Genomic DNA, 22,622 nt, shown 5'->3' with positions numbered 1-22,622 from the left:
AGGGTGGTTGCCTCCGGCAGGCCGTACGGGGAACGAACCGACGCCCTTCCACCCCCGGGGGCCTGCCGCGCGGCGAGCGCCGCTTTTGATCTTTCGCTTTCAGCTCTCCGCTCTCCGCTCTTCGCTCTTCGCTTTTGTTCTCCGAAGCGCACAAAGATCAAGAGTGCTGAGACTTCTCCAAAGCCTCCCGAGCCTTGCGAGCCATGTCCTCCACCGCCGCCCGCCGAACCGCGTCCGCCTCGTAGTCCTCGCGCCGGTCCTTCACCACCCGCGCCGGGATCCCGACCGCGATCTTGAAGTCCGGCACGTCCCCCCGCACCACCGCGTGCGCGCCCAGCACGCACCCGCGCCCGATCCGCGTCCCCCGCGTCACCGTGACCTTCGTGCCCAGCCAGCAGTCCGGCCCGATGCGCACCGGGGACTTCACGATGCCCTGGTCCTTGATCGGCAGGTTGACGTCCGCGGTCACGTGGTCGAAGTCGCAGATGTAGACCCAGTCCGCGATGAGCGTGGCCGCGCCGATCTCCACGTCCAGGTAGCAGTTGACGGTGTTGTCCTTGCCGAACACCGCCTTGTCGCCGATGCGCAGCGAACCCTCGTGGCAGCGGATGGCGTTGCCGTCGCCGATGTGGACCCAGCGGCCGATCTCCAGGCGTCCGTAGCCCGGACGGCAGTGGAGTTCCACGTTCTTCCCGAGGAACACCATCCCCCTGAGCACGACGTGCGGGTTGGCCAACCGGAAGCGGAGCAACCGCCAGTAGCGCACCAGGTACCACGGCGTGTAGGCCCGGTGGCGCAGGACCCACTTCAGGGAGGCCACCGTGAGGAACCGCGCCTGCGCCGGGTCACGTCGGTTCCGACGCCACCTCGTCCACATCGGCGCACCCCACATGCTCGTCACGCGGGCACTGTAACCCGCGCGGCAGGATGGGGTGCGTGACGATCCCCCTGATCATCGACACCGACCCGGGCGTGGACGACGCCCTCGCGCTCGCCGTGGCCGTCGCCAGTCCCGAGGTGGACCTCCTCGGCGTGACGACCGTGTTCGGCAACGTCTCGCTGGACAAGACCACCCGCAACGCCCTGCGCCTGATGACCCTGCTCGGCCGCGACGACGTCCCGGTGGCGATGGGCGCGGAACGGCCGCTGGTGCACCCCCAGCCGCACGTCTCCCGCGCGCACGGAGCGGACGGGCTGTCCGGGTTCGCCGACACCCTGCCCGAAGCGACCGCCAAGGTGGACTCAAGGGACGCGGTAACGCTCCTGAAGGACCTCCTGGAGGCGTCCGAGGAGCCGGTCACCATCGTCCCCATCGGACCCTTGACGAACATCGCTCTGCTCTTGGCCGCACACCCGCGCCTTAAAGAGCGCATCGCGCGTCTAGTGGTGATGGGAGGAGGCATCAGGGGCGGCAACATCACCGCCGCGGCCGAGTTCAACCTGTGGTGCGACCCGGAGGCGGCGCGGCGGGTGCTGGTCGAGGAACGGGTCCCGACCACGCTGGTCACCATGGACCTGACCAAGCGGTGCGCGGTGAGCGCCGAGTGGCTGCGGCAGGTCGGCGAGTCGTCCGAGGTCGGGTCGACGCTGGTCGGGCTCACCCCGGACTACCTGGCCACCTACCGGCGGTTCCTGGGCTGGGACGGCATGGCGGTGCACGACGCGGTCGCCGTGGCCGAGGCGGTTCGACCGGGGATCCTGACCACGCAACGGTTCCCGGTCGAGGTGGAGTGCGCGTTCGGGCCCGGCCGGGGTGGGCTGCTGGTCGACGAACGGCTGGAGACGCCCAAGGAGGACGGCGTCGACATCGCCGTGGACACCGACCTGGACGCCCTGCGCGAGTTCCTCTTCGAACGCCTGAGCACGCTCGGCGTCAAGAACGCCTAAGTGCGCTCGGCGTGCGCCAACAGGTACACCGGACGACGCCCGATACGGGTCAGCACCACCGTCATCGACCCGCCACCAACCAACTTCAGCCTGGGCCGCAACGCATTGGGGTCCACGTCCAACCCCCGCACCAGGATCTCCAGCTTCCCCACGTCGTGCGCGCGCAGCACGGCCCGCAGCGACTTCTCGCTGTAGTGGCCGTGCTCCACGACCCGGAACGCGCGGATCCCGGGCGGCGGCACGGCCCCGGTCAGGTAGGCGATCCGCTCGTCCAACTGCGCCAAGCCGTGCCTGCACCCGTACTGCCGCACCAGCCCGGCCCGCACCACCGCGCCGTCCGGGTCCACCAGCCACTCCCGCGGCTCGCTCACCGGGCAGTCGTCGGGTTCGGCGTCGGTGATCGTCCACTCCTCGCCGGTGGACCGCAGCACGGACGCCCGCCGCGTCACGCCCGGCGTGGCCAGTCCCCGCGTCCACAGGCACGCCTCGCGCACATGCCCGTCCAGCGACACCAGCTCGACCTCGTCGGCCCACGGCGCGACGGCGAAGTCCACTCCCGGCGCGCACTTCACGGCCAGGTCCCGGTCGGCGTAGGCGGCGGCCAACTCGTCCAGCGGCGGGGCGAAGTCGGCGGGGCGCCACGTCCGCCGCCCGGCGGAGTCCCGGCGCGCCGGGTCGGCCACCACGGGCACGTCCCGCGAGACCGGCCGCACCGCGTCCGCCCGCAGCACCGCGCGCGAACCGCCCAGGTTGTGCCGGGCCATCGCCACCCGCACGGGGTCCAGGTCGGAGCCGAACGACCCCTCGGGCAGCGCGGCGAGGTCCGCCCCGATCGAGCACGTCACGTCGTGCGCGACCCGCCCGGCGAACCGCCGCGCCCGGTGCTCGGCGACCGCGCGCGGCGTGGCCTGTTGCAGCGCGTCGTCGGTGTAGAGGCCGTCCGCGAAGTCCACCTTGGCCGCGGCCTTGCGGCGCAGCAGCACGGTCTCCAGCACCGCGCCCGAGTGGTCCGGGGACACCTGCTTCGCTCGCCGCACGTCGGCCAGCCGCGACGCGGGCGTCAGCGGCAGGTCGGCCAACGCCGACAACGCGGCGCACCCGGCGTCGGAACGCAGGTACGCCACGTCGTCCAGGCTGAACGCGTAGCCCACGTCAGACCGGCTTGCGGCCCGTCACCGACACGTTGTAGAAGACCTCCCGCGGCAGCACCTTCGCCAGCACGTTCTCGTCCAGCCACGACAGCCGCTGCCAGGTGCGGTAGGCGAACATCGCCCAGCCGAAGCCCAGCTTCTCGCGCGGCACGGCCGCCTCGAACGTGCGCACCGGCCAGCCGAACAGCGCCGCCGACAGCTCCTCGGTGACCGCCTTGACGTGCACCGCGCCCGCGCCGCGCGCCGTGCGCTCCAGGTCCGACGGGTCGAACGTGTGCAGGTCCACGACCGCTTCCAGGGCCGCCGCGCGGGAGGACTCGTCCAGCTCCTCCTGCGGGCGCCGCCAGTCGTTGAGCGGGGCGAGCTTGGTGACGTTGGTGGTCAGCCACCACGTCAACTGGCCCAGCTTGCGGGCGTAGAAGTTGCCGATGTCGGTCGGGTCGCCCGCGAACACGAACTTGCCGCCCGGCTTGAGCACGCGCAGCACCTCGCGCATGGCCGCCGCCACGTCCGGGATGTGGTGCAGCACGGCGTGCCCGACGACCAGGTCGAACGTGTTGTCGTCGTACGGGATGCGCTCGGCGTCGGCGACCCGGCCGTCCACGTCCAGGTCGAGGTTCTTGGCGTTGCGCAACGCCACCTCGACCATGCCCGGCGACAGGTCGGTCACCGAGCCCTTGCGGATGACGTCGCCCTGCATGAGGTTGAGCAGGAAGAAACCGGTGCCGCAGCCCAGTTCCAGGGCGTGCTCGTAGGGGCCGACGTCGCCCGCGACGGCGCGGAAGCGGTCCTTGGCGTAGGTGATGCAGCGCTCGTCGTAGGAGATGGACCACTTCTCGTCGTACGTGCCGGCTTCCCAGTCGTGGTAGAGCACGTTGGCGAGCTTGGGGTCCTGGTACGCCGCCTGGACCTCTTCGGCGGTGGCGTGCGGGTTCGGCTTGGGATCAACGGCCACTGAACTTCGCCTTCCCCGGGCCGTTCTCGATGAACGACGCCATGCCGGTCTTCTGGTCCTCGGTCGCGAACATCGCGGCGAACAGCTGGCTCTCCAGCTTCAGGCCGTTGCCCAGGTCGGTGTCCAGCCCGCCGTCGATCGCGGCCTTGGCCGCGGCGTAGGCGACCACGGGGCCGTTGACGAACTGGCCGGCCCACCGCTTGGCGGCCTCGTACACGTCGTCCGGCGCGACGACCTCGTCCACCATGCCGATGCGCAGGGCCTCCTCGGCGCCGACGAACCGGCCGGTGTAGATCAGGTCCTTGGCCTTGGACGGGCCGATCAGCCGGGGCAGGCGCTGCGTGCCGCCCATGCCCGGGATGACGCCGAGCAGGATCTCCGGCTGGCCCACCTTGGCGTTGTCGCCCGCGATGCGCCGGTCGGCGCACAGGGCCAGCTCGAACCCGCCGCCCAGCGCGTAGCCGGTGATCGCGGCCACGGTCGGCTTGGGGATCTCCTCGACCGCGCGCAGCGACGACTGGAACGCGCTGACCTTGGCCTGCATGTCGACGTAGGACTGGTCGGCCATCTCCTTGATGTCCGCGCCGGCGGCGAACACCTTCGGGCCGCCGTAGACGATCACCGAGTAGACGTCGGCGCGCCGCGCGGCCTCCTGCGCGGCGGCCCGGATCTCCTCCTGGACCTGCCGGTTCAGCGCGTTCATCGGCGGCCGGTCCAGCCGGATGGTGCCGATCCCGTCCTCGACTTCGAGGTTCACGAACTCAGCCACGAAACACCCTCCGTGTCGTCTGCCGACGCCGCGTCGCGTCGATGGGCCAAGGGGAGGTTACCCCTGGGTAGCTTTGCGGCGCGCGAAGTACCGGTCGCCCGACTTCTGCAGCTCCAGGGGCTGGTCGAACGTCTTGGACAGGTTCTCCTCGGTCAGCACGTCCTCCAGCAGGCCCTGCGCCACGACCGAGCCCTCGCGCAGCAGCAGGACGTGCGTGAAGCCCGGCGGGATCTCCTCGACGTGGTGCGTGACCAGCACGGTCGCCGGCGCGTCCGGGTCCAGGGCCAGCTCCGACAGCCGCGCCACGAGGTCCTCGCGGCCACCCAGGTCCAGGCCCGCGGCCGGCTCGTCGAGCAGCAGCACCTCCGGGTCGGTCATCAGGGCGCGCGCGATCAGCGTGCGCTTGCGCTCGCCCTCGGACAGGGTGCCGAAGGTGCGGTCGGCCAGGTGGTCGATGCCGAACTGCGCGAGCAGCTCCTTGGCCCGGCCGGTGTCGAGCTGGTCGTACTCCTCGCGCCAGCGGCCCAGCACGGCGTACCCGGCGCTGACCACCAGGTCGGACACCTTCTCCTCGGCCGGGATGCGCCCGTTGAGCGCCGCGGACGACAGCCCGATGCGCGGGCGCAGCTCGAACACGTCGGTCTTGCCGATGCGCTCGCCCAGCAGGTGCACCTTGCCCTTGGTCGGGTGCAGCTCCGCGGCGGCAAGCCGAAGCAACGTCGTCTTGCCCGCGCCGTTGGGACCGAGCACCACCCACCGCTCGTCCAGCTCGACGCTCCAGTCGACGTCCCCCACCAGCGTGGTCTTGCCCCGTCGAACCGAAACACCCTGCATGTGGATGACCAGATCTTCGTTTTCCACGCCAACCCTCGCCCCGTCGATGCCCAGCTCCCGACATTCTTGTGCACCACCCGACGCGCGCGGGCGGCAGGGCGGTCATCCCCACTTCGTCGCCCGTCCCTGGGAAGATCGGGGCATGGCACTCGACTCGTCCCCGCTCGCCGGCCGGCCGTTCCCGCTGGGCGCGCACCCCGAAGCCGGTGGTGTGCGGTTCGCGGTGTCCGCGCCGCCCGCCGACGCGGTCGAGGTGTGCCTGATCAGCGAGGACGGCGCCGAGCGGCGGGTGCAGCTGACCGAGCGCACGTTCGGGGTGTGGCACGGTCTCGTGGCGGGTGTCACACCGGGCCAGCGCTACGGCTACCGCGTGCACGGGCCGTACGACCCGGCGCGCGGGCTGCGGTGCAACCCGGCGAAGCTGCTGGTCGACCCGTACGCGCGGCGGATCACCGGCGCGTTCACCGACCTGGGGGCGGCGCTCGGGTACGCGGTGGACCCGATGCACGGGCCGCCGTCGTCGGTCGACTCGCTGGGCAGCGTCCCGCTGTCGGTGGTGACCTCGCCGGGCGGGCCGGACACGGGCGTGAAGCCGGAGGTGCCGTTCGAGGAGGCGGTGGTCTACGAGCTGCACGTGCGCGGGTTCACCAAGCGCCACCCGGCCGTGCCGCCGCACCTGCGCGGCACCTACCTGGGGCTGGCGCACCCGGCGGTGGTCGAGCACCTGGTGCGGCTGGGCGTGACGACGGTGGAGCTGCTGCCGGTCCACGCGTTCGTCGACGAACCGGCCCTGATCCGCGACGGCCGGCACAACTACTGGGGCTACTCGCCGCTGAGCTACTTCGCGCCGCACCCCGGGTACGCGAGCGAGCCGGGGCGGGAGATCGAGGAGTTCCGGACCATGGTCGCCGCCCTGCACGCGGCCGGCATCGAGGTCCTGATCGACGTGGTGTTCAACCACACGTGCGAGGGCGGCCCGGAGGGGCCCACGCTGTCGTTCCGGGGTTTCGACGCGCCGGGCTACTACCTGCACATCGAGGGCGGCGGCAGCACGCTGGACATCACCGGGTGCGGCAACACGCTGGAGGCCGGGTCGCCGCAGGTGGTGCGCCTGGTCACCGACTCGCTGCGGTACTGGACCACGGAACTGGGCGTGGACGGCTTCCGCTTCGACCTCGCCTCCACCCTGGGCCGCCCGCACGGCGGCCGGTTCGACCGGGCGTCGGCCATGCTCACGGCGATCACGACCGACCCGGTGCTGTCCCGGTGCAAGCTGATCGCCGAACCGTGGGACGCGACCGGCGACGGCTACCGCGTGGGCGACTTCGGCGTGCAGTGGGCGGAGTGGAACGGCCGGTACCGCGACACGGTCCGGGACTTCTGGCGCGGCCACACCGGCGTGCGCGACCTGGCGTACCGCCTGTCGGGGTCGTCGGACCTCTACGCCGACGACCTGCGCCGGCCGTGGCAGTCGATCAACTTCATCACCGCGCACGACGGGTTCACGCTGCGGGACCTGGTGTCCTACAACGAGAAGCACAACGAGGCCAACGGCGAGGACAACCGCGACGGCACCAACGACAACCGGTCGTGGAACTGCGGGGTCGAGGGCGAGACGACCGATCCCGCGATCCTGGCGCTGCGGTCCCGGCAGGCCCGGAACCTGTTGGCGACCCTGCTGTTCTCCACCGGCACACCGATGCTCACGGCGGGCGACGAGCTGTGGCGCACGCAGGGCGGCAACAACAACGCGTACTGCCTGGACGACGAGACGTCGTGGGTGGAGTGGAAGCTGTCGACGGAGGCGGAGTCGATGCTCGCCTTCGCCCGCCGCGTGATCGGCCTGCGCGCGGACAGCCCGGCCCTGCGGCAACCGGAGTTCTTCGACGGCCGCACCACCCCGTCGGGCGCGCCGGACCTGGTGTGGTTCCGGGCGGACGGGGAGGAGATGGCGGAGACGGACTGGTTCGACGACAGCCGGCGGTTCCTGGGGATGTGGATCGACGGCTCCACGTCGTTGTCCCGCACCCGGGACGGCGAGCTGGTGCGCGACGACTCCTGGCTCCTGCTGCTGAACGCCGGCCCGACCCGCCAGGAGGTCACCCTGCCGGGCCCGGAGTACGGCGCCCACTACATCCCGGCCCTGGACACCACCACCCCCGACGGCACGCCGCGTTCGCCGCACCCGCACCCGCCGCTCACCCGGCTCACCCTCACCTCCCGCTCCCTGCTGCTGCTGAGGGTCCCCGAACCCGCCCGCAGGCCTGCTTGAGACACCGCGCGAGCCGGTCGCTCGCGGTGATGGCGCGCGTGCTCGGGCACGGGCCGGTGCGTCGGGGTCCGAGGGAATCCTGGCTGGTGGGAGCGGGTGCGGCGGCCCGCGTCGGCGTGGCAGTATGCGCGCGTGGCTCCGCCGTTGCTCACCTGGTGTGACCGCACGATCGACCTCCTGCTGGTGGCGTCGTGCGGCTGTACCCGGACGCGGCGTGGCGGGCCGGCGTTCCGGCCCCCGGCGGGTTGACCCCCGCCCGCCCACGTCGCGTCGTGATCGCTACCCGAGCCCGACCGTAGCCATCAGGAGCGACTCCACCGTGACTTCCGCCCTCGCACTGCGCGCCGACCTGCACCCGGCGCTCGACGTGCCCCTCCTGCGCGACCTCATCCACCCCGACCGAGCCCTCTGGACCCCGCGCGAACTGCGCGAGCTGACCTCCGTCGTCGCGAGCGAGCTGACCACCCCGCTGCTGTCCGTCCTCCGGTACGACCCCGAGCGGCGCTGGTGGGCCCGCCTCGGCCTGACCGAGGGCGTCGAGCTGTGGCTGCTGTCCTGGCTGCCCGGCCAGGGCACCGAACCGCACGACCACGGCGGCGCGGCCGGCTCGTTCACCGTCCTCACCGGACGCCTCGCCGAGGACTACCGCTACCCCGGCGGCCCGGTCCGGTCGGTCACGCGGGAGGTCGGGGACGCCATCGGGTTCGGGGCCGGCCGGGCGCACCAGGTGACCAACACGGGTACCGTCGGCGCGGCCAGCGTGCACGCCTACTCGCCGCCGCTGGTGCCGACCCGCGAGTACCCGAGCCTGCTGGACATCCCACCCGAGATCCCGCCTCTACCCGCGCGACGCCTGCCGTTGGAGCGGCTGCGGGAGCTGGCCGACCAGGAGGGGCCGTGAGCGCCGAAGCGTTGCTGGACGAGGCCCGGCGCGAGCTGCGCCGCGTGACGCCCGCCGAACTGGAACACCTGGAGAACGCCCTCCTCGTGGACATCCGCCCCCGGCACAACCGGGCCGCCGAAGGGGAGATCCCCGGCTCGGTCGCGGTCGAGCGGATCGTGCTGGAGTGGCGGCTGGACCCGAACGGCGACCACCGCATCCCCGGGTTCGACGCCGACACGACCGTCGTCGTGCTGTGCAACGAGGGTTACGCGTCCAGCCTCGCCGCCCGCGACCTCCAGCGCGTCGGGCTGCCCCACGCGACCGACCTCGTCGGCGGGTTCCGCGCGTACGCCGCCGCCGGGCTGCCGGTGCGGCCGGGCGCGAGCGAGGCGGTGACCTGAGGGAACCGCCGGCGGAGCGGTAGCGTCTTCAGGCTTGTGTGGAAGGTGCTGACGGCGGTCGTCGTCCTCGTCCTGGTGGTCTGGGACCACCGCTCCGCCCCGGTCGGCCTCGCGGGTGCCGCGTGCGGCGCGCTCGCCGCGTTGGCGTTGCTGGAGATCGGGCTGCTGCTCGGTGCGCTCGCGTGGGGCGCGCGGGTGACGGCGGTGGTGATCGGCGTCGGCGGTGAGGTCCGCACGTGGCACCGGCCGGGCCTGCGGGTGGTGCTGCGGAACGTGCCCGTGCTGATGTCCGTGGGCATCACCGCCGGGCGCGCGCCGGTGCGGCGGCGGATGTGGCTGACGTCGTTGACGTCCGTGCTGCTGACCGCCGGGGTCGTGGCCGCGTGCTGGGTGTTCCTCACCGGGCCGTTCGGGCGGGGGCTCGCGGTGGCCGGGACGGCGGTGGTCGTCAACGCCCTCGTGCCGCGCCGGGGCGCGGGTGGCACGTCGGCGGGCTGGTTCCTGTTCACCCTGCCGAGGCTGAAGGGCCGGGTGGTCGCGGAACTGGAAGCCGCGCCGCTGGTGACCGCCGCGTCGGACGCCCTGGAGGCGGGCGACCTCGAACGCGCCGAGGAGGTGGCCGAGCGGCTGATGGCGGCGCACCCGACGCTGCTGTCCGCGATCGGGACGAAGGTGTCCGTGCTGACGATGCGGACGCGGTACGCCGAGGCGCTGCACATGGTCAGCAACCTGGTCGGGCGGACGGACCTGGACCAGCGGGACATGGCGTTCGTGATGGCGCAGATGGCGAGTTCGACGGCGAACGCGATGGAGGCCGGCCAGCTGCCGCTGGAGGTCGGGCTGGGTGCGGCGAAGCGCGCGTCGGACGGTGCGGTGCAGCTCGGGTACCCGCGGTACCGGGCGACGGCGACCCTGGCCCAGCTCGCCTTGCTGGAGGACGACGTGCCGCGCGCGATCGTGCTGGCCGGGCAGGCGCGGCAGACCGCGGAGACGACGCTGAGCCGAGCCGACGCGCTGGCCACGCTCGCCCGGGCGCAGATGGCGTCCGGGGACAACGCGGCGGCGCGGCGGACCTTGGAGGAGGCCCGCGCCCTGGCGGGCTGGATGCCCCGGGTCGCCGAAACCAGCGCCCGCCTCGACATCAGCTGACGACGGGGCCGCGGGGCGGGTGAGGACGGCCGGGCAGGTGGGGTGGCGCCGGCGGCCCAGGCTCGGTGCGGCGACCTGGGCGCGGTGCGGCGACCTGGGCGCGGTGCGGCGACCTGGGCGCGGTGCGGCGACCTGGGCGCGGTGCGGCGACCTGGGCGCGGTGCGGCGGCCGAAGCGGCGGCGGAAGTCGTGCGCGCAGAGCAGCCCGGCGGGGGCGGGCGGTGGCGGGTGCGGCTCGTGGTGTTCGGGTGCGTTCCGGTCGGTTCGGGGCGGCCCGCGGAAGGCTTGGGGCCGGCCGCCGGCCCCCGGTATCCATTCTCCCACGCGGGTACGACAATTTCGGTGGGTGGGAGTGCATTCCGCTAATGGAAGGTGGGCCGGGGACGGCGCGTGTCCCCGGCCCCCGCGCCCCGGTCTTGCGCGTGCGACCGGTCCGCCTGACATTACTCACAAATTTCCGGTGTCGGGTGAACTGTCGCCCGGAGGAGTGGTGCGCAAAGGTTCCGCTCACTTATCGCTCGCGGTATGTGAGCGGTAGTGGGGCAATGCGCGCCGGGGTGCGGAGGGCTCGGGTGAGCGGCTCCGGCGGCCGGCGACTTCCGGTGACGCGCTACCGCACCGGAGGGCTCGGGGCGGTGGGCAGGCCGCCCGACGGTTCGGGCAGGCCGCAGTTCTCCAGCGCGTCGCCCAGGTTCTTCAGCAACGCCGACACCTGCTTGAGCAAGGTCGGCACGTCCCCCGCGGCCGGGGCGCCCGGCACGACCGCGCCCAGCACGCCGAACACCGAGGCGAACACGTTCATCGTGTTCGACAGGCACTGCTCGGACGCGTTGTGCGCGAGGGGAGCCGCCCCCGCGGCCGGCAGGCACCTGGCCCCCTGCAACGCCGTCAGCAACCCCACCGCCTCACCCAGCGGCGCGGCGGTCGTGGCCGGTGCGGGCGGCACGCCTGTCAGCGCGCCGACGACTTTCTTCAGGGTGTCCGACAACTGCTGCACCAAGCCGGCGCACGCGACGGGTGGCGCCGACGCGCGCGACGGTTCGGCGGTCGCGGCCGGAACGACCGCCGCGGCCACCAGGACGACTAGCAACGATGCGGTTGACGCGAATTTCTTCACCGGGCCCACGCTTCCTCTCGCGGTTCTGCGTTGCACCGGGGGACCAGGGGCTGCACCGGGGGGGAACCTATTCCACGCGAAAAAAGCGTAAGCCCGTGCACGTCGTCCCGGACCCCGCACCGCGGCGAGTTCACCGGATGGCATAACGCCGCCCCGACGGAGGAAAGCGGATGACCGCCGGCCGTGACCGGCGGTCATCCGTCCAGGTGAGCTAACCCGCCAGCACGACGCGACCCAGTTCAGCCGGTGACGCGAGCAGGTCGTGGCGCGGCAGCACGCGGACCGTGTAGCCGACGGCCCCCGCGTGCGGCAGCGGCACCTCGATGTCGTAGTTGCCGTTGCCCGAGTAGTGCATGGTGTGCGTGACCACGTCGTACAGCTCGTCGGAGTCGCCGACCTTGCCCAGCACGACCTGCACGTCCACCTCGGACGGCTCCAGCCCGGCCAGCTCGATCCGCGCCCGCACCCCGACCGACGTGCCCAGCAGGGGCGCGGCCGACCCGTTCAGCGTCAGGTCGGAGTCCAGCACCCGCACCCGCGTCCAGGACGCCCGCAGCCGCTGCCGGTAGGCCGCCAGCTCCTTCGCGCCCCGGTACCCCTCGCCCACCACGGACGCGGCGGACGACGCGGCGGGCGCGTACAGGCTCTCCACGTACTCCCGCACCATCCGCGACGCCTGCACGGCCGGGCCGAGCGACGCCAGCGTGTGCCGCACCATGGACAGCCACCGCGTAGGCACGCCGTTCTCGCCTCGGTCGTAGAACAGCGGCGCGACCTGGTTGCCGAGCAGGTCGTAGAGGGCGGCGGCCTCCAGGTCGTCGCGGCGGGTCGGGTCGGTGACGCCGTCGGCGGTCGGGATGGCCCACCCGTTGCTGCCGTCGTACAGCTCGTCCCACCAGCCGTCCCGGATGGACAGGTTGAGACCGCCGTTGAGGGCCGACTTCATGCCGGACGTGCCGCACGCCTCCAGCGGGCGCATCGGGTTGTTCAGCCACACGTCGCAGCCCCAGTACAGGTACCGGGCCATCGACATGTCGTAGTCGGGCAGGAACACGATCCGGTGCCGCACGCCCGCGTCGTCGGCGAACCGCACGATCTGCTGGATCAGCGCCTTGCCGCCGTCGTCGGCCGGGTGCGACTTGCCCGCCACCACCAGCTGCACGGGCCGTTCCGGGTGCAGCAACAGGGTCCGCAGCCGCTCCGGGTCGCGCAGCATCAGCGTCAACCGCTTGTAGGTGGGGACGCGGCGGGCGAAGCCGACGGTGAGCACGTCCGGGTCGAACACCGAGTCCGTCCAGCCCAGCTCCAACGCCGACGCGCCGCGCTGCAGCCACGACTGGCGGGTCCGGCGGCGCACCTCGTCCACCAGCTTGCCGCGCAGGTCGTTGCGCAGCTCCCACAGCCGCTGGTCGGTGACCGGCTCGAAGCCGCGCAGGCCCACGCCCGTGTCCTCGGACTCGCCGAGCAGGCGGCTCATCTCGGTGGCCGCCCACGTCGGCCCGTGGACGCCGTTGGTGACCGAACCGATCGGCACCTCGGTGACGTCGAAGCCCGGCCACAGGCCGCGGAACATGTCCCGGCTGACCTTGCCGTGCAGCTTGGACACGCCGTTGGCGCGCTGCGCGAGCCGCAGGCCCATGTGGGCCATGTTGAACAGGCCCGGGTTCTCCTCCGCGCCCAGCGCGAGGATGCGCTGGGTGTTCACGCCCGGCAGCAGCGTCTCCGCGCCGAAGTAGTGCTGCACGAGGTCCACCGGGAACCGGTCGATGCCCGCCGGGACCGGGGTGTGCGTGGTGAACACGGTGCCCGCGCGGACGGCGGCCAGCGCCTGGTCGAAGTCCAGGCCCTCGCCGGTGACCAGCTCGCGGATGCGCTCCAGGCCGAGGAACCCGGCGTGGCCCTCGTTGGTGTGGAACACCTCGGGGCTCTGGTGGCCGGTGAGGTCGCAGAACGTCCGCACCGCGCGCACGCCGCCGATGCCGGCCAGGATCTCCTGGCGGATGCGGTGGTCCTGGTCGCCGCCGTAGAGGCGGTCGGTGACGCCCCGCAGGTCCTCGTCGTTCTCCTCGACGTCGGAGTCGAGCAGCAGCAGCGGGATGCGGCCCACCTGGGCCTTCCAGATCTTGGCGCGCAGCACCCGGTCGCCGGGCATGGCCACGTGCACCAGGATCGGCGCGCCGGAGGGTTCGGTGAGCAGTTCCAGCGGCAGGCCGCGCGGGTCGAGCACCGGGTAGTGCTCGATCTGCCAGCCGTCCAGCGACAGCGCCTGCCGGAAGTAGCCCGACCGGTAGAGCAGGCCGACCGCGATCAGCGGGACGCCCAGGTCGGACGCGGCCTTGAGGTGGTCGCCCGCGAGCACGCCGAGGCCGCCGGAGTAGTTCGGCAGGGCCTCGGTGACGCCGAACTCCATCGAGAAGTAGGCGATGGCCGACGGCAGCGGGCTCAGCTCGTAGTTGCCGTGCTCACGCCGTTGCTGCACCTCGTCCTGGCGCCGCTGGAACCACCGGGGCCCGGTGAGGTAGCGGTGCAGGTCGTCGGCCAGGGCGCGGGTGTGGGCGAGGAACTGCTCGTCGCGCGCCAGCCCCTCCAGCCGCTCCGGCTCGACCGTGGACAGCAGCCGCAGCGGGTCGGCGCTCTCCGACCACCGGGCGGGGTCGATCGAGGCGAACAGGTCCTGCGTCGGCTGGTGCCAGGTCCAGCGCAGGTTCAGGGCGAGCGTGCCCAGTGCGGACAGCGGCTCTGGCAGGCTGGCTCGGACGGTGAACCGGCGGAGTGCTCGCATGGCGTCGGACCTTATCCCCCATCCAGCGGTGCGGAGCAACGGTCACCCGGACCGATGCAGGGACCGATCCAGCTCTACCAGCGCGGACGGCCCCTCGCGTGTTCTTTCGTACACAGTTGGCGGTGTTCGCGGCAACGCACGGGTGCGGAGTCACCCGTTCCGCCGATCGGTGGCGAGCACGACCGTCTCGGCGGCCGGCGCGGCCCGTTCGAGGCCCCACGACCGGCCGCGCCGCGGCGCCCTTCGACGGCCGTGGCCGCCTTCGGGGTAACCGCCCGCCGGCCGGCGAAAACCGGGTCGGCGATCATCCGCGGGCGGGCGGGCACCCGACGCCCCACTGGACGACCCGGTCCGGAGCCGCCGCGGGTGGACGCCGATCACGAACAGGCCCTTGGGACCGACGTACCTGAACGAGGTCAACATGAACCGCCGGTAGCGGCGGCCGAACCGACTCACTCCCCTGCGGTGTCCGGAATCCACCCGTTCGGCAATCCGGTCACACCACCACCGCGACAACGCGCACCGGCGCGAAGAGCGGCGCCGCGACAACGGGCGTGATCAGGGCGGTGGACCGGCCGGGGTCGCCGAGCGCCGACGAAGAGGAAGTTCACGTTCGCTCCCCCGGCCGTGTGACACACGATCCGGCATGTGGGACGAGTGTCTGCATCGCGGGAATCGATCAAGTCCCCAAGTGTGCGATCCAACCAGACGGGGTAGGAACTCCAGGTGGGTGTCCCCGGTGACGACGCGCGCGACCGTGCCGGGCAAACTTGACCGTGCAAGCGTCACACCAGGTGAGAGGGGCGCTGCCGATGAGCGGACGACTCGGTATCGACGACGTGACCCCGACCGTGAGCGGTGGCCGGTACCCGGCCAAAGCCGTGGTCGGCGAGCACGTCCCGGTCGAGGCGACGGTGTGGCGCGAGGGCCACGACGCCGTCGCCGCCACGGTGACGTGGCGTGGGCCGGGTGACCGGGTCGCCAGACAAACCCGGATGACGCCGCTGGGCGTCGGGCTGGACCGGTGGATCGCCACGATCGTCCCGGACGCCGAGGGGTCGTGGACGTTCCGCGTCGACGCCTGGTCGGACCCGTGGGCCACGTGGCTGCACGCCGTGGAGGTCAAGATCGCCGCCGGCCAGGGCGCCGGCGAGTTGGAGAACGACCTGGAGACCGGCGCCCGGCTGCTGGACCGCGTCGCCCGCCGACCCGACCGGCGCAAGGACAAGCCGCTGCTGCTCAACGCCGCCGCCGCGCTGCGCGACGAGGACCGGCCGCTGCCCGAACGCGTCGCGCCCGCGCTGGCCCAGGACGTCCGGCAGGTCATGCACGACCACCCGGTCCGCGAGCTGATCACCAAGGGCAAGGCGCAGAAGGTCTGGGTGGACCGCAAGCGCGCCGCCTTCGGCTCCTGGTACGAGTTCTTCCCCCGCTCCACCGGCGGGGTCGACGAGTCCGGCGTCCCGGTGCACGGCACGTTCGCCACCGCCGCCAAGGAGCTCGACCGCATCGCCGCGATGGGCTTCGACGTGGCCTACCTGCCGCCGATCCACCCGATCGGCCGGGTCAACCGCAAGGGCCCCAACAACACCCTCACCGCCACCGAGGACGACCCCGGCTCGACGTGGGCGATCGGCGCGGACGAGGGCGGCCACGACGCGATCCACCCCGAGCTGGGCACCATCGAGGACTTCGACGCCTTCGTGGCCCGCGCCGGCGAGCTGGGCTTGGAGGTCGCGCTCGACCTCGCCCTCCAGTGCGCGCCGGACCACCCGTGGGTGCTCAAGCACCCGGAGTGGTTCACCACCCGCCCGGACGGGTCCATCGCCTACGCGGAGAACCCGCCGAAGAAGTACCAGGACATCTACCCGGTCAACTTCGACAACGACCCCCAGGGCATCTACAACGAGGTGCTGCGGGTCGTGCTGCACTGGGTCGACCACGGGGTGCGGATCTTCCGGGTCGACAACCCGCACACCAAGCCGCCGGACTTCTGGCAGTGGCTGATCTGGACGGTGAAGGACGCCCACCCGGACGTGCTGTTCCTGTCCGAGGCGTTCACCCGGCCCGCCCGGCTCTACGGGCTGGCCAAGCTCGGTTTCACCCAGAGCTACACCTACTTCACCTGGCGGACCACCAAGGAGGAGTTGACCGAGTTCGGCGTCGAACTGGTCGAGCACTGGGACGAGGCCCGGCCGAACCTGTTCGTCAACACGCCGGACATCCTGCACGCGTCCCTCCAGCACGGCGGCCCCGGCATGTTCGCGCTGCGCGCCGCGCTGGCCGCGACGTTGTCGCCGACGTGGGGCGTGTACTCGGGCTACGAGCTGTTCGAGCACCAGGCGGTGCGCGAGGGCAGCGAGGAGTACCTGAACTCGGAGAAGTACCAGTTGCGCCCGCGCGACTACGCGAAGGCGGTGGCCGAGGGCCGCTCGCTGGAACCGTGGCTGCGCAAGCTCAACACCATCCGGCGGGCGCACCCGGCGCTGCAGCAGATGCGAACACTCCGCTTCCACCACGTCGACAACCCCGCGCTCATCGCCTACTCCAAGCAGGACCCGGGCAGCGGCGACACGGTGGTCGTGGTGGTGAACCTGGACCCGCACAACGCGCAGGACGGCACCGTGTGGCTGGACCTGCCCTCGCTCGGCTACGACTGGCCGGAACGGCTGATCGCGCACGACGAGGTCACCGGGGAGACCTGGGACTGGGGGCAGGCCAACTACGTCCGGCTCGAACCCTGGCGCGCGTCGGCGCACGTCGTGGCCGTGCAGCGCAGGTTCAGCAGCTAGCAGGCAAGCCCGTCGACTACTCAAGTCCCCCGTGGCCGCACGCGGGGGACGATCAGACGTACCCCCGATGAGGTGGGACGAGGTGGAGCACATGGCAGAAGACCCCCGACCCGACGCCGCGCTGACCGGACTGGAAGGCGTGCCGCACACCGGGGAGGCCATCGGCGCGGATGGCCTCCTGGTCGAGCCCCAGGCGGAGGACTTCCGCTCGGCCAGGCTCGCGCCGCGCGAACCGGACTGGTTCAAGGGCGCGGTGTTCTACGAGGTGCTGGTGCGCGCGTTCAGCGACTCCAACGGCGACGGCACCGGGGACCTGCGCGGGCTCGCCTCCCGGCTGGACTACCTGGAGTGGCTCGGCGTCGACTGCCTGTGGCTGCCGCCGTTCTACGCCTCGCCGCTGCGCGACGGCGGCTACGACATCTCCGACTTCCGCTCGGTGCTGCCGGAGTTCGGCACCGTCGAGGACTTCGTCTACCTGCTCGACGAGGCGCACCGGCGCGGCATCCGGGTGATCACCGACCTGGTGCTCAACCACACCTCCGACGCCCACCCGTGGTTCCAGCAGTCGCGCTCGGACCCCGACGGCCCGTACGGCGACTACTACGTGTGGAGCGACGACGATTCGAAGTACCCGGACGCGCGGATCATCTTCGTGGACACCGAGACGTCGAACTGGACCTACGACCCGGTGCGCGGCCAGTTCTTCTGGCACCGGTTCTTCTCCCACCAGCCGGACCTGAACTACGAGAACCCCGACGTCCAGGAGGCGATGCTGGACACGCTGCGGTTCTGGCTGGACCTGGGCATCGACGGGTTCCGCCTGGACGCCGTGCCGTACCTGTTCGAGCAGGAGGGCACCAACTGCGAGAACCTGCCGCGCACCCACGACTTCCTCAAGCGCTGCCGCAAGGTCGTGGACGACGAGTACCCCGGCCGGGTGCTGCTCGCGGAGGCCAACCAGTGGCCCTCGGACGTGGTCGAGTACTTCGGCAACCCCGAGGTGGGCGGCGACGAGTGCCACATGGCGTTCCACTTCCCGCTGATGCCGCGCATCTTCATGGCGGTGCGCCGCGAGTCCCGGTTCCCGATCTCGGAGATCCTGGCGCAGACGCCGCAGATCCCCGACGGCTGCCAGTGGGGCATCTTCCTGCGCAACCACGACGAGTTGACGCTGGAGATGGTCACCGACGAAGAGCGCGACTACATGTACGCCGAGTACGCCAAAGACCCCCGGATGAAGGCGAACATCGGCATCAGGAGGCGCCTCGCGCCGTTGCTGGAGAACGACCGCAACCAGCAAGAGCTGTTCACGGCGATGCTGCTGTCGCTGCCCGGGTCGCCCGTCCTCTACTACGGCGACGAGATCGGCATGGGCGACAACATCTGGCTGGGCGACCGGGACGCGGTCCGCACGCCGATGCAGTGGACGCCGGACCGTAACGCAGGTTTTTCCTCCTGCGACCCCGGGCGGATCTACCTGCCTGTGATCATGGACCCGGTGTACGGCTACCAGGGCCTCAACGTGGAGGCGCAGCTCAACAGCCAGTCGTCGCTGCTGAACTGGACCCGGCGGATGATCGAGGTGCGCAAGCAGCACCACGCGTTCGCCGAGGGCGACTTCCACGACCTGGGCGGCTCGAACCCCAGCGTGCTGGCCTACCGGCGGCGCTGGCGCCGCCCGGACGGCCACGAGGACATCGTGGTGTGCGTGAACAACCTGTCGCGGTTCCCGCAGCCGGTGGAGCTGGACCTGTCGGAGCACCGCGGCACCCGGCCGGTGGAGCTGACGGGCGGGGTGCACTTCCCCACCGTGGGCGAGCTGCCCTACCTGCTCACCCTGCCGGGCCACGGCTTCTACTGGTTCCAGTTGGTGGAGGCCGGCGACGAGGGCGAGGCGAGGTGAGCACCGAGATGAACCCGCGGACGAGCACCGATCCCCGCACGCTGGTGGACGAGGTGGTGGCCGAACTGCCGGGGCTGCTGCCCGCGCAGCGGTGGTTCGGCGGCAAGGACCGGCCGGTCACCGGCGTCCGTCCACTGCGGACGACGGTGTTGAGCGAGGCCGACCCGGTGCTGGTGCACCTGGTGGTCGAGGTCGAGCAGCCCGACCGGCGCGAGCCCTACCAGCTGCTGGTCAGCGACACCGTGGACAACCACGACGCGACCGGCGACCCGGAGCTGGCCGGGCGACTGCTCGACCTGCTCGCCGACGGCGCGACCGTGGACGGGCTGGTGTTCGAGCACGAGCCGGACGTGGCGCTGAACAAGGGGCTGCGCGGCCGGCCGATCACCGCCGAGCAGTCCAACACGTCGCTGGTGTTCGGCAGCCAGTACATCCTCAAGCTGTTCCGCAAGCTCACCCTGGGCGAGAACCCGGACCTGGTGCTGCAACGCGCCCTGCACCGGGTGGGCTGCGAGCACATCGCGAGGCCGCTCGGCTCGATCACCGGCCGGCTCAACGGCCAGGTCACCACGGTCGGCATGCTCCAGCAGTTCCTGCCCGACGCCGTGGACGGCTGGGCGATGGCCACCACCAGCGTGCGGGACCTGATGGCCGAGGGCGACCTGCACGCCGACGAGGTGGGCGGCGACTTCGCGGGCGAGGCGCAGCGGCTGGGCCAGGCCGTGGCCACCGTGCACGCCGACCTGGAGCGCGCGCTGGGCACCCAGCACGCCGACGCCGACGACATCGACAAGACCGTCCGGGCGATGACCGCGCGGCTGGACTCGGTGGTGGCGGCGGTGCCGGAGCTGCGGCCGTACGTGCCGGCGCTGCGCGAGGCGTTCGAGGCGGCCCGGGACACGCCGGGCGCGATCGCCATCCAGCACATCCACGGCGACCTGCACCTGGGCCAGGTGCTGCGCACCGTCCACGGGTGGTTGCTGATCGACTTCGAGGGCGAGCCGGGCGCGCCGATCGCCGAGCGCACGGCGTTGCGCTCGCCGTTGCGGGACGTGGCGGGCATGCTGCGGTCGTTCGACTACGCGGCCCACCAGCTGCTGGTCGGGCAGCCGGAGGACCACCAGCTCGCCGTGCGCGCGCTGGAGTGGTCGCGGCGCAACCGGGCGGCCTTCACCGAGGGCTACGCGGAGGCCGCCGCGTCCTCGGTGGGCGACCCGCGCAAGCGGGGCTACCTGCTGCGGGCCTTCGAGCTGGACAAGGCCGTGTACGAGGTTTCCTACGAGCACGCGAACCGGCCGGAGTGGTTGACGGTGCCGCTGTCGTCGATCGCGCGGATCACGGGAGAGGGAAAGCGATGAACCCACAGGACATCGACCGGCTGCTCGCGGGGGCGCACCACGACCCCCACTCGGTGCTCGGCGTGCACCACCTGGCCTCGGGCGAGGTGGTGGCGCGGGCGTTCCGGCCCGGGGCGACGGCGGTGTCCCTGGTGGCCGGCGACAAGACGTGGGAGCTGGACCGGGTCGCCGAGGGCCTGTTCGAGGGCGGGCTGCCCGAGCACCCCGGCGACTACCGGCTGGAGGTCGCCTACCCCGGCGCCGCGGTCGAGGTGGACGACCCGTACCGGTGGCTGCCCACGGTCGGCGAGCTGGACCTGCACCTGATCGGCGAGGGCCGGCACGAACGGCTGTGGGACGTGCTGGGCGCGCACGTGCGGACCTACGAGACGGCGTCGGGCGTGGTGAGCGGCGTGTCGTTCGCGGTGTGGGCCCCGACCGCGCGCGGCGTGCGGGTGTGCGGCGACTTCGACGGCTGGGACGGCCGCGCCAACCCGATGCGCTCGCTGGGGTCGTCCGGCGTGTGGGAGGTCTTCATCCCCGGCATCCCCGCCGGGACGCGGTACAAGTTCCGCATCCTCGGCCGCGACGGCGCGTGGCACGAGAAGGCCGACCCGATGGCGTTCGCCACCGAGACCCCGCCGCAGACCGCCTCGGTCGTCACGAAGTCCACCTACGAGTGGGGCGACACCGAGTGGACGGCCCGGCGCGACGCCACGGCGTGGATCAACGCCCCGATGAGCGTGTACGAGGTGCACCTGGGGTCGTGGAAGCCCGGCCTGGGGTACCGGGAGCTGGCCGACGAGCTGTCGTCGTACGTGGTCGAGAACGGGTTCACGCACGTCGAGCTGATGCCCGTCGCCGAGCACCCGTTCGGCGGGTCGTGGGGCTACCAGGTGACGTCGTACTACGCGCCGACGTCCCGCTTCGGCTCGCCGGACGACTTCCGGTACTTCGTGGACGTCCTGCACAGCCACGGCATCGGCGTGATCATGGACTGGGTGCCCGCCCACTTCCCGAAGGACTCGTGGGCGCTGGCCCGCTTCGACGGCACGGCGCTCTACGAGCACGAGGACCCCAGGCGCGGCGAGCACCCCGACTGGGGCACCCTGGTGTTCGACTTCGGGCGCAACGAGGTCCGCAACTTCCTGGTCGCGAACGCGCTGTACTGGATCGAGGAGTTCCACATCGACGGCCTGCGGGTCGACGCGGTGGCCTCGATGCTGTACCTGGACTACTCGCGGCAGGAAGGGCAGTGGCTGCCCAACCAGTACGGCGGCCGGGAGAACCTGGACGCGGTGCGGTTCCTGCAGGAGCTGAACGCGACCGTCTACAAGCGACACCCCGGCGTGGTGATGGTCGCGGAGGAGTCCACGGCGTGGCCGGGCGTCACGCGGCCGACCCACCTGGGCGGGCTGGGGTTCGGGTTCAAGTGGAACATGGGCTGGATGCACGACACCCTGCACTACCTGTCCCGCGAGCCCGTCCACCGGTCGTTCCACCACAACGAGATCACGTTCTCGCTGGTGTACGCGTGGAGCGAGAACTTCGTCCTGCCGCTGTCGCACGACGAGGTGGTGCACGGCAAGGGCTCGCTGTGGGCCCGGATGCCCGGCGACGACTGGAACAAGGCCGCCGGGCTGAGGTCGTTGCTGGCGTTCATGTGGGCGCACCCGGGCAAGCAGTTGCTGTTCATGGGCGGCGAGTTCGGGCAACAGGGCGAGTGGTCGGAGTCGCGGTCGCTGGACTGGCACCTGTTGGACAACCCGTACCACGCCGGCATCCGGGCGCTGGTGGCCGACCTGAACGCCGTGTACCGGGAGTCGCCGGCGCTCTACAGCCAGGACAACCGGCCCGAGGGGTTCTCGTGGATCGACGCGAACGACTCGGCGGGCAACGTGCTGAGCTTCGTCCGCATCGGCGAGGACGGGTCACTGCTCGCGTGCGTGGCCAACTTCGCCGGCATGCCGCACCACGACTACCGGGTGGGGTTGCCGGTCGCGGGGCGCTGGCGTGAGGTCGTGAACACGGACTCGTCGGCTTACGGCGGGTCCGGGGTGGGGAACATGGGCGGGGTGGAGGCCGAGGAGAAGCCGTGGCACGGCAGGCCCGCCTCCGCGGTGCTGCAACTGCCCCCGGCGGGGGTGTTGTGGCTGGCGCCGGAGGTGGGGAACGAACGCCGCAAGGCCCTGGACCCGGACGACGCCACCAAACCACGACCGTAACCGGCTCTCGCGCTAAGCGCGGCTTCCGCCGCGCTTAGCGCGGCCCGCCGCGCAGCGGCGGATTTGGGTTGGGCTCCCAGCCACAAGGGGCCTTCGTGTTCCCCACCGTATGACCTGCCCGAAGGGCTACCACACTTTTGGTCGGGTGCAGCCGAATTTTTTGTG

General features: G+C 71.8%; 16 protein-coding genes. 9 read left to right on the top strand and 7 right to left on the bottom strand.

Features of this window, described 5'->3' with window-relative positions; all coding sequences use genetic code 11:
* Positions 1 to 157: 157 nt before the first annotated feature.
* Positions 158 to 901 carry an acyltransferase gene (locus AB0A74_RS38015; protein ID WP_358257357.1) on the bottom strand — a complete coding sequence of 248 codons (744 nt, stop codon included), beginning with the start codon at positions 899 to 901 and terminating at the stop codon, positions 158 to 160.
* Positions 902 to 936: 35 nt separating this feature from the next.
* On the opposite strand from AB0A74_RS38015, the gene AB0A74_RS38010 reads away from it, so the two are divergent.
* Positions 937 to 1,887: a nucleoside hydrolase gene (locus AB0A74_RS38010; RefSeq protein WP_358257355.1), complete on the top strand. Its 951-nt coding sequence runs from the start codon at positions 937 to 939 to the stop codon at positions 1,885 to 1,887.
* Here AB0A74_RS38010 and AB0A74_RS38005 read toward each other — a convergent pair.
* Genes AB0A74_RS38005 through AB0A74_RS37990 form a run of 4 tightly spaced genes read right to left on the bottom strand, consistent with a single transcriptional unit; the run spans position 1,884 to position 5,596 of the window.
* On the bottom strand, positions 1,884 to 3,038 hold the full coding sequence (locus AB0A74_RS38005; protein WP_358257353.1) for a class I SAM-dependent methyltransferase: 1,155 nt from the start codon (positions 3,036 to 3,038) through the stop codon (positions 1,884 to 1,886). The two genes, AB0A74_RS38010 and AB0A74_RS38005, sit on opposite strands and share 4 nt — an antisense overlap.
* Before the next feature lies 1 nt (position 3,039).
* On the bottom strand, positions 3,040 to 3,993 hold the full coding sequence (locus AB0A74_RS38000; RefSeq protein WP_358257352.1) for a class I SAM-dependent methyltransferase: 954 nt from the start codon (positions 3,991 to 3,993) through the stop codon (positions 3,040 to 3,042).
* Complete coding sequence (locus AB0A74_RS37995; RefSeq protein ID WP_358257350.1) at positions 3,983 to 4,762, bottom strand: enoyl-CoA hydratase-related protein; 780 nt, start codon at positions 4,760 to 4,762, stop codon at positions 3,983 to 3,985. The genes AB0A74_RS38000 and AB0A74_RS37995 overlap by 11 nt, the downstream gene beginning before the upstream one ends.
* A gap of 57 nt (positions 4,763 to 4,819) precedes the next feature.
* Positions 4,820 to 5,596 (bottom strand): ABC transporter ATP-binding protein, encoded by a 777-nt coding sequence (locus AB0A74_RS37990; protein ID WP_358257363.1) that lies wholly within the window; start codon positions 5,594 to 5,596, stop codon positions 4,820 to 4,822.
* A gap of 142 nt (positions 5,597 to 5,738) precedes the next feature.
* Here AB0A74_RS37990 and glgX point away from each other — a divergent pair, with 142 nt between their 5' ends.
* The 4 genes from glgX (at position 5,739) to AB0A74_RS37970 (ending at position 10,301) form a co-directional block, all read left to right on the top strand.
* On the top strand, positions 5,739 to 7,868 hold the full coding sequence (gene glgX, locus AB0A74_RS37985; RefSeq protein WP_358257349.1) for a glycogen debranching protein GlgX: 2,130 nt from the start codon (positions 5,739 to 5,741) through the stop codon (positions 7,866 to 7,868).
* Between the two features lie 319 nt (positions 7,869 to 8,187).
* A complete protein-coding gene (locus AB0A74_RS37980) occupies positions 8,188 to 8,769 on the top strand; it encodes a cysteine dioxygenase family protein (protein ID WP_358257348.1) in 582 nt (193 codons plus the stop codon).
* A gap of 11 nt (positions 8,770 to 8,780) precedes the next feature.
* The gene (locus AB0A74_RS37975) at positions 8,781 to 9,152 is read left to right on the top strand and encodes a rhodanese-like domain-containing protein (protein WP_358257361.1); all 372 of its coding nucleotides are present in this window, start codon (positions 8,781 to 8,783) and stop codon (positions 9,150 to 9,152) included.
* 36 nt (positions 9,153 to 9,188) lie between these two features.
* The gene (locus tag AB0A74_RS37970; protein ID WP_358257346.1) at positions 9,189 to 10,301 is read left to right on the top strand and encodes a hypothetical protein; all 1,113 of its coding nucleotides are present in this window, start codon (positions 9,189 to 9,191) and stop codon (positions 10,299 to 10,301) included.
* A gap of 610 nt (positions 10,302 to 10,911) precedes the next feature.
* On the opposite strand, the gene AB0A74_RS37965 is transcribed toward AB0A74_RS37970, so the two are convergent.
* On the bottom strand, positions 10,912 to 11,289 hold the full coding sequence (locus tag AB0A74_RS37965; protein WP_358257344.1) for a hypothetical protein: 378 nt from the start codon (positions 11,287 to 11,289) through the stop codon (positions 10,912 to 10,914).
* 340 nt (positions 11,290 to 11,629) lie between these two features.
* Entirely contained in the window at positions 11,630 to 14,200 is a 2,571-nt protein-coding gene (glgP, locus tag AB0A74_RS37960) for an alpha-glucan family phosphorylase (protein ID WP_358257342.1), read from the bottom strand.
* An 812-nt stretch (positions 14,201 to 15,012) separates the two neighbouring features.
* Here glgP and AB0A74_RS37955 point away from each other — a divergent pair.
* The 4 genes from AB0A74_RS37955 (at position 15,013) to glgB (ending at position 22,457) form a co-directional block, all read left to right on the top strand.
* Positions 15,013 to 16,992, top strand: a complete 1,980-nt coding sequence (locus AB0A74_RS37955; RefSeq protein ID WP_358257341.1) for an alpha-1,4-glucan--maltose-1-phosphate maltosyltransferase — start codon at positions 15,013 to 15,015, stop codon at positions 16,990 to 16,992.
* Positions 16,993 to 17,083: 91 nt separating this feature from the next.
* The gene (treS, locus tag AB0A74_RS37950) at positions 17,084 to 18,895 is read left to right on the top strand and encodes a maltose alpha-D-glucosyltransferase (protein WP_358257339.1); all 1,812 of its coding nucleotides are present in this window, start codon (positions 17,084 to 17,086) and stop codon (positions 18,893 to 18,895) included.
* Between the two features lie 8 nt (positions 18,896 to 18,903).
* Complete coding sequence (locus tag AB0A74_RS37945) at positions 18,904 to 20,253, top strand: aminoglycoside phosphotransferase (protein WP_358257359.1); 1,350 nt, start codon at positions 18,904 to 18,906, stop codon at positions 20,251 to 20,253.
* The gene (gene glgB, locus AB0A74_RS37940) at positions 20,250 to 22,457 is read left to right on the top strand and encodes a 1,4-alpha-glucan branching protein GlgB (protein ID WP_358257337.1); all 2,208 of its coding nucleotides are present in this window, start codon (positions 20,250 to 20,252) and stop codon (positions 22,455 to 22,457) included. Before AB0A74_RS37945 ends, glgB begins: the two co-directional genes overlap by 4 nt.
* The last annotated feature ends 165 nt before the right edge of the window (positions 22,458 to 22,622 follow it).

The organism is Saccharothrix sp. NPDC042600, assembly GCF_040647305.1.
GTDB lineage: Bacteria > Actinomycetota > Actinomycetes > Mycobacteriales > Pseudonocardiaceae > Actinosynnema > Actinosynnema mutabilis.
Note: the sequence above shows the minus strand (reverse complement) of the source record. Positions and strands in the feature narration are given on the sequence as shown.

Bases quoted from the DNA above. Each gene is read 5' to 3' on its own strand.
- AB0A74_RS37990 (WP_358257363.1), bottom strand. From the start codon at position 5,596: ATGCAGGGTGTTTCGGTTCGACGGGGCAAGACCACGCTGGTGGGGGAC.
- glgX (WP_358257349.1), top strand. From the start codon at position 5,739: ATGGCACTCGACTCGTCCCCGCTCGCCGGCCGGCCGTTCCCGCTGGGC.
- glgP (WP_358257342.1), bottom strand. From the start codon at position 14,200: ATGCGAGCACTCCGCCGGTTCACCGTCCGAGCCAGCCTGCCAGAGCCG.
- AB0A74_RS37955 (WP_358257341.1), top strand. From the start codon at position 15,013: ATGAGCGGACGACTCGGTATCGACGACGTGACCCCGACCGTGAGCGGT.
- treS (WP_358257339.1), top strand. From the start codon at position 17,084: ATGGCAGAAGACCCCCGACCCGACGCCGCGCTGACCGGACTGGAAGGC.
- AB0A74_RS37945 (WP_358257359.1), top strand. From the start codon at position 18,904: ATGAACCCGCGGACGAGCACCGATCCCCGCACGCTGGTGGACGAGGTG.
- glgB (WP_358257337.1), top strand. From the start codon at position 20,250: ATGAACCCACAGGACATCGACCGGCTGCTCGCGGGGGCGCACCACGAC.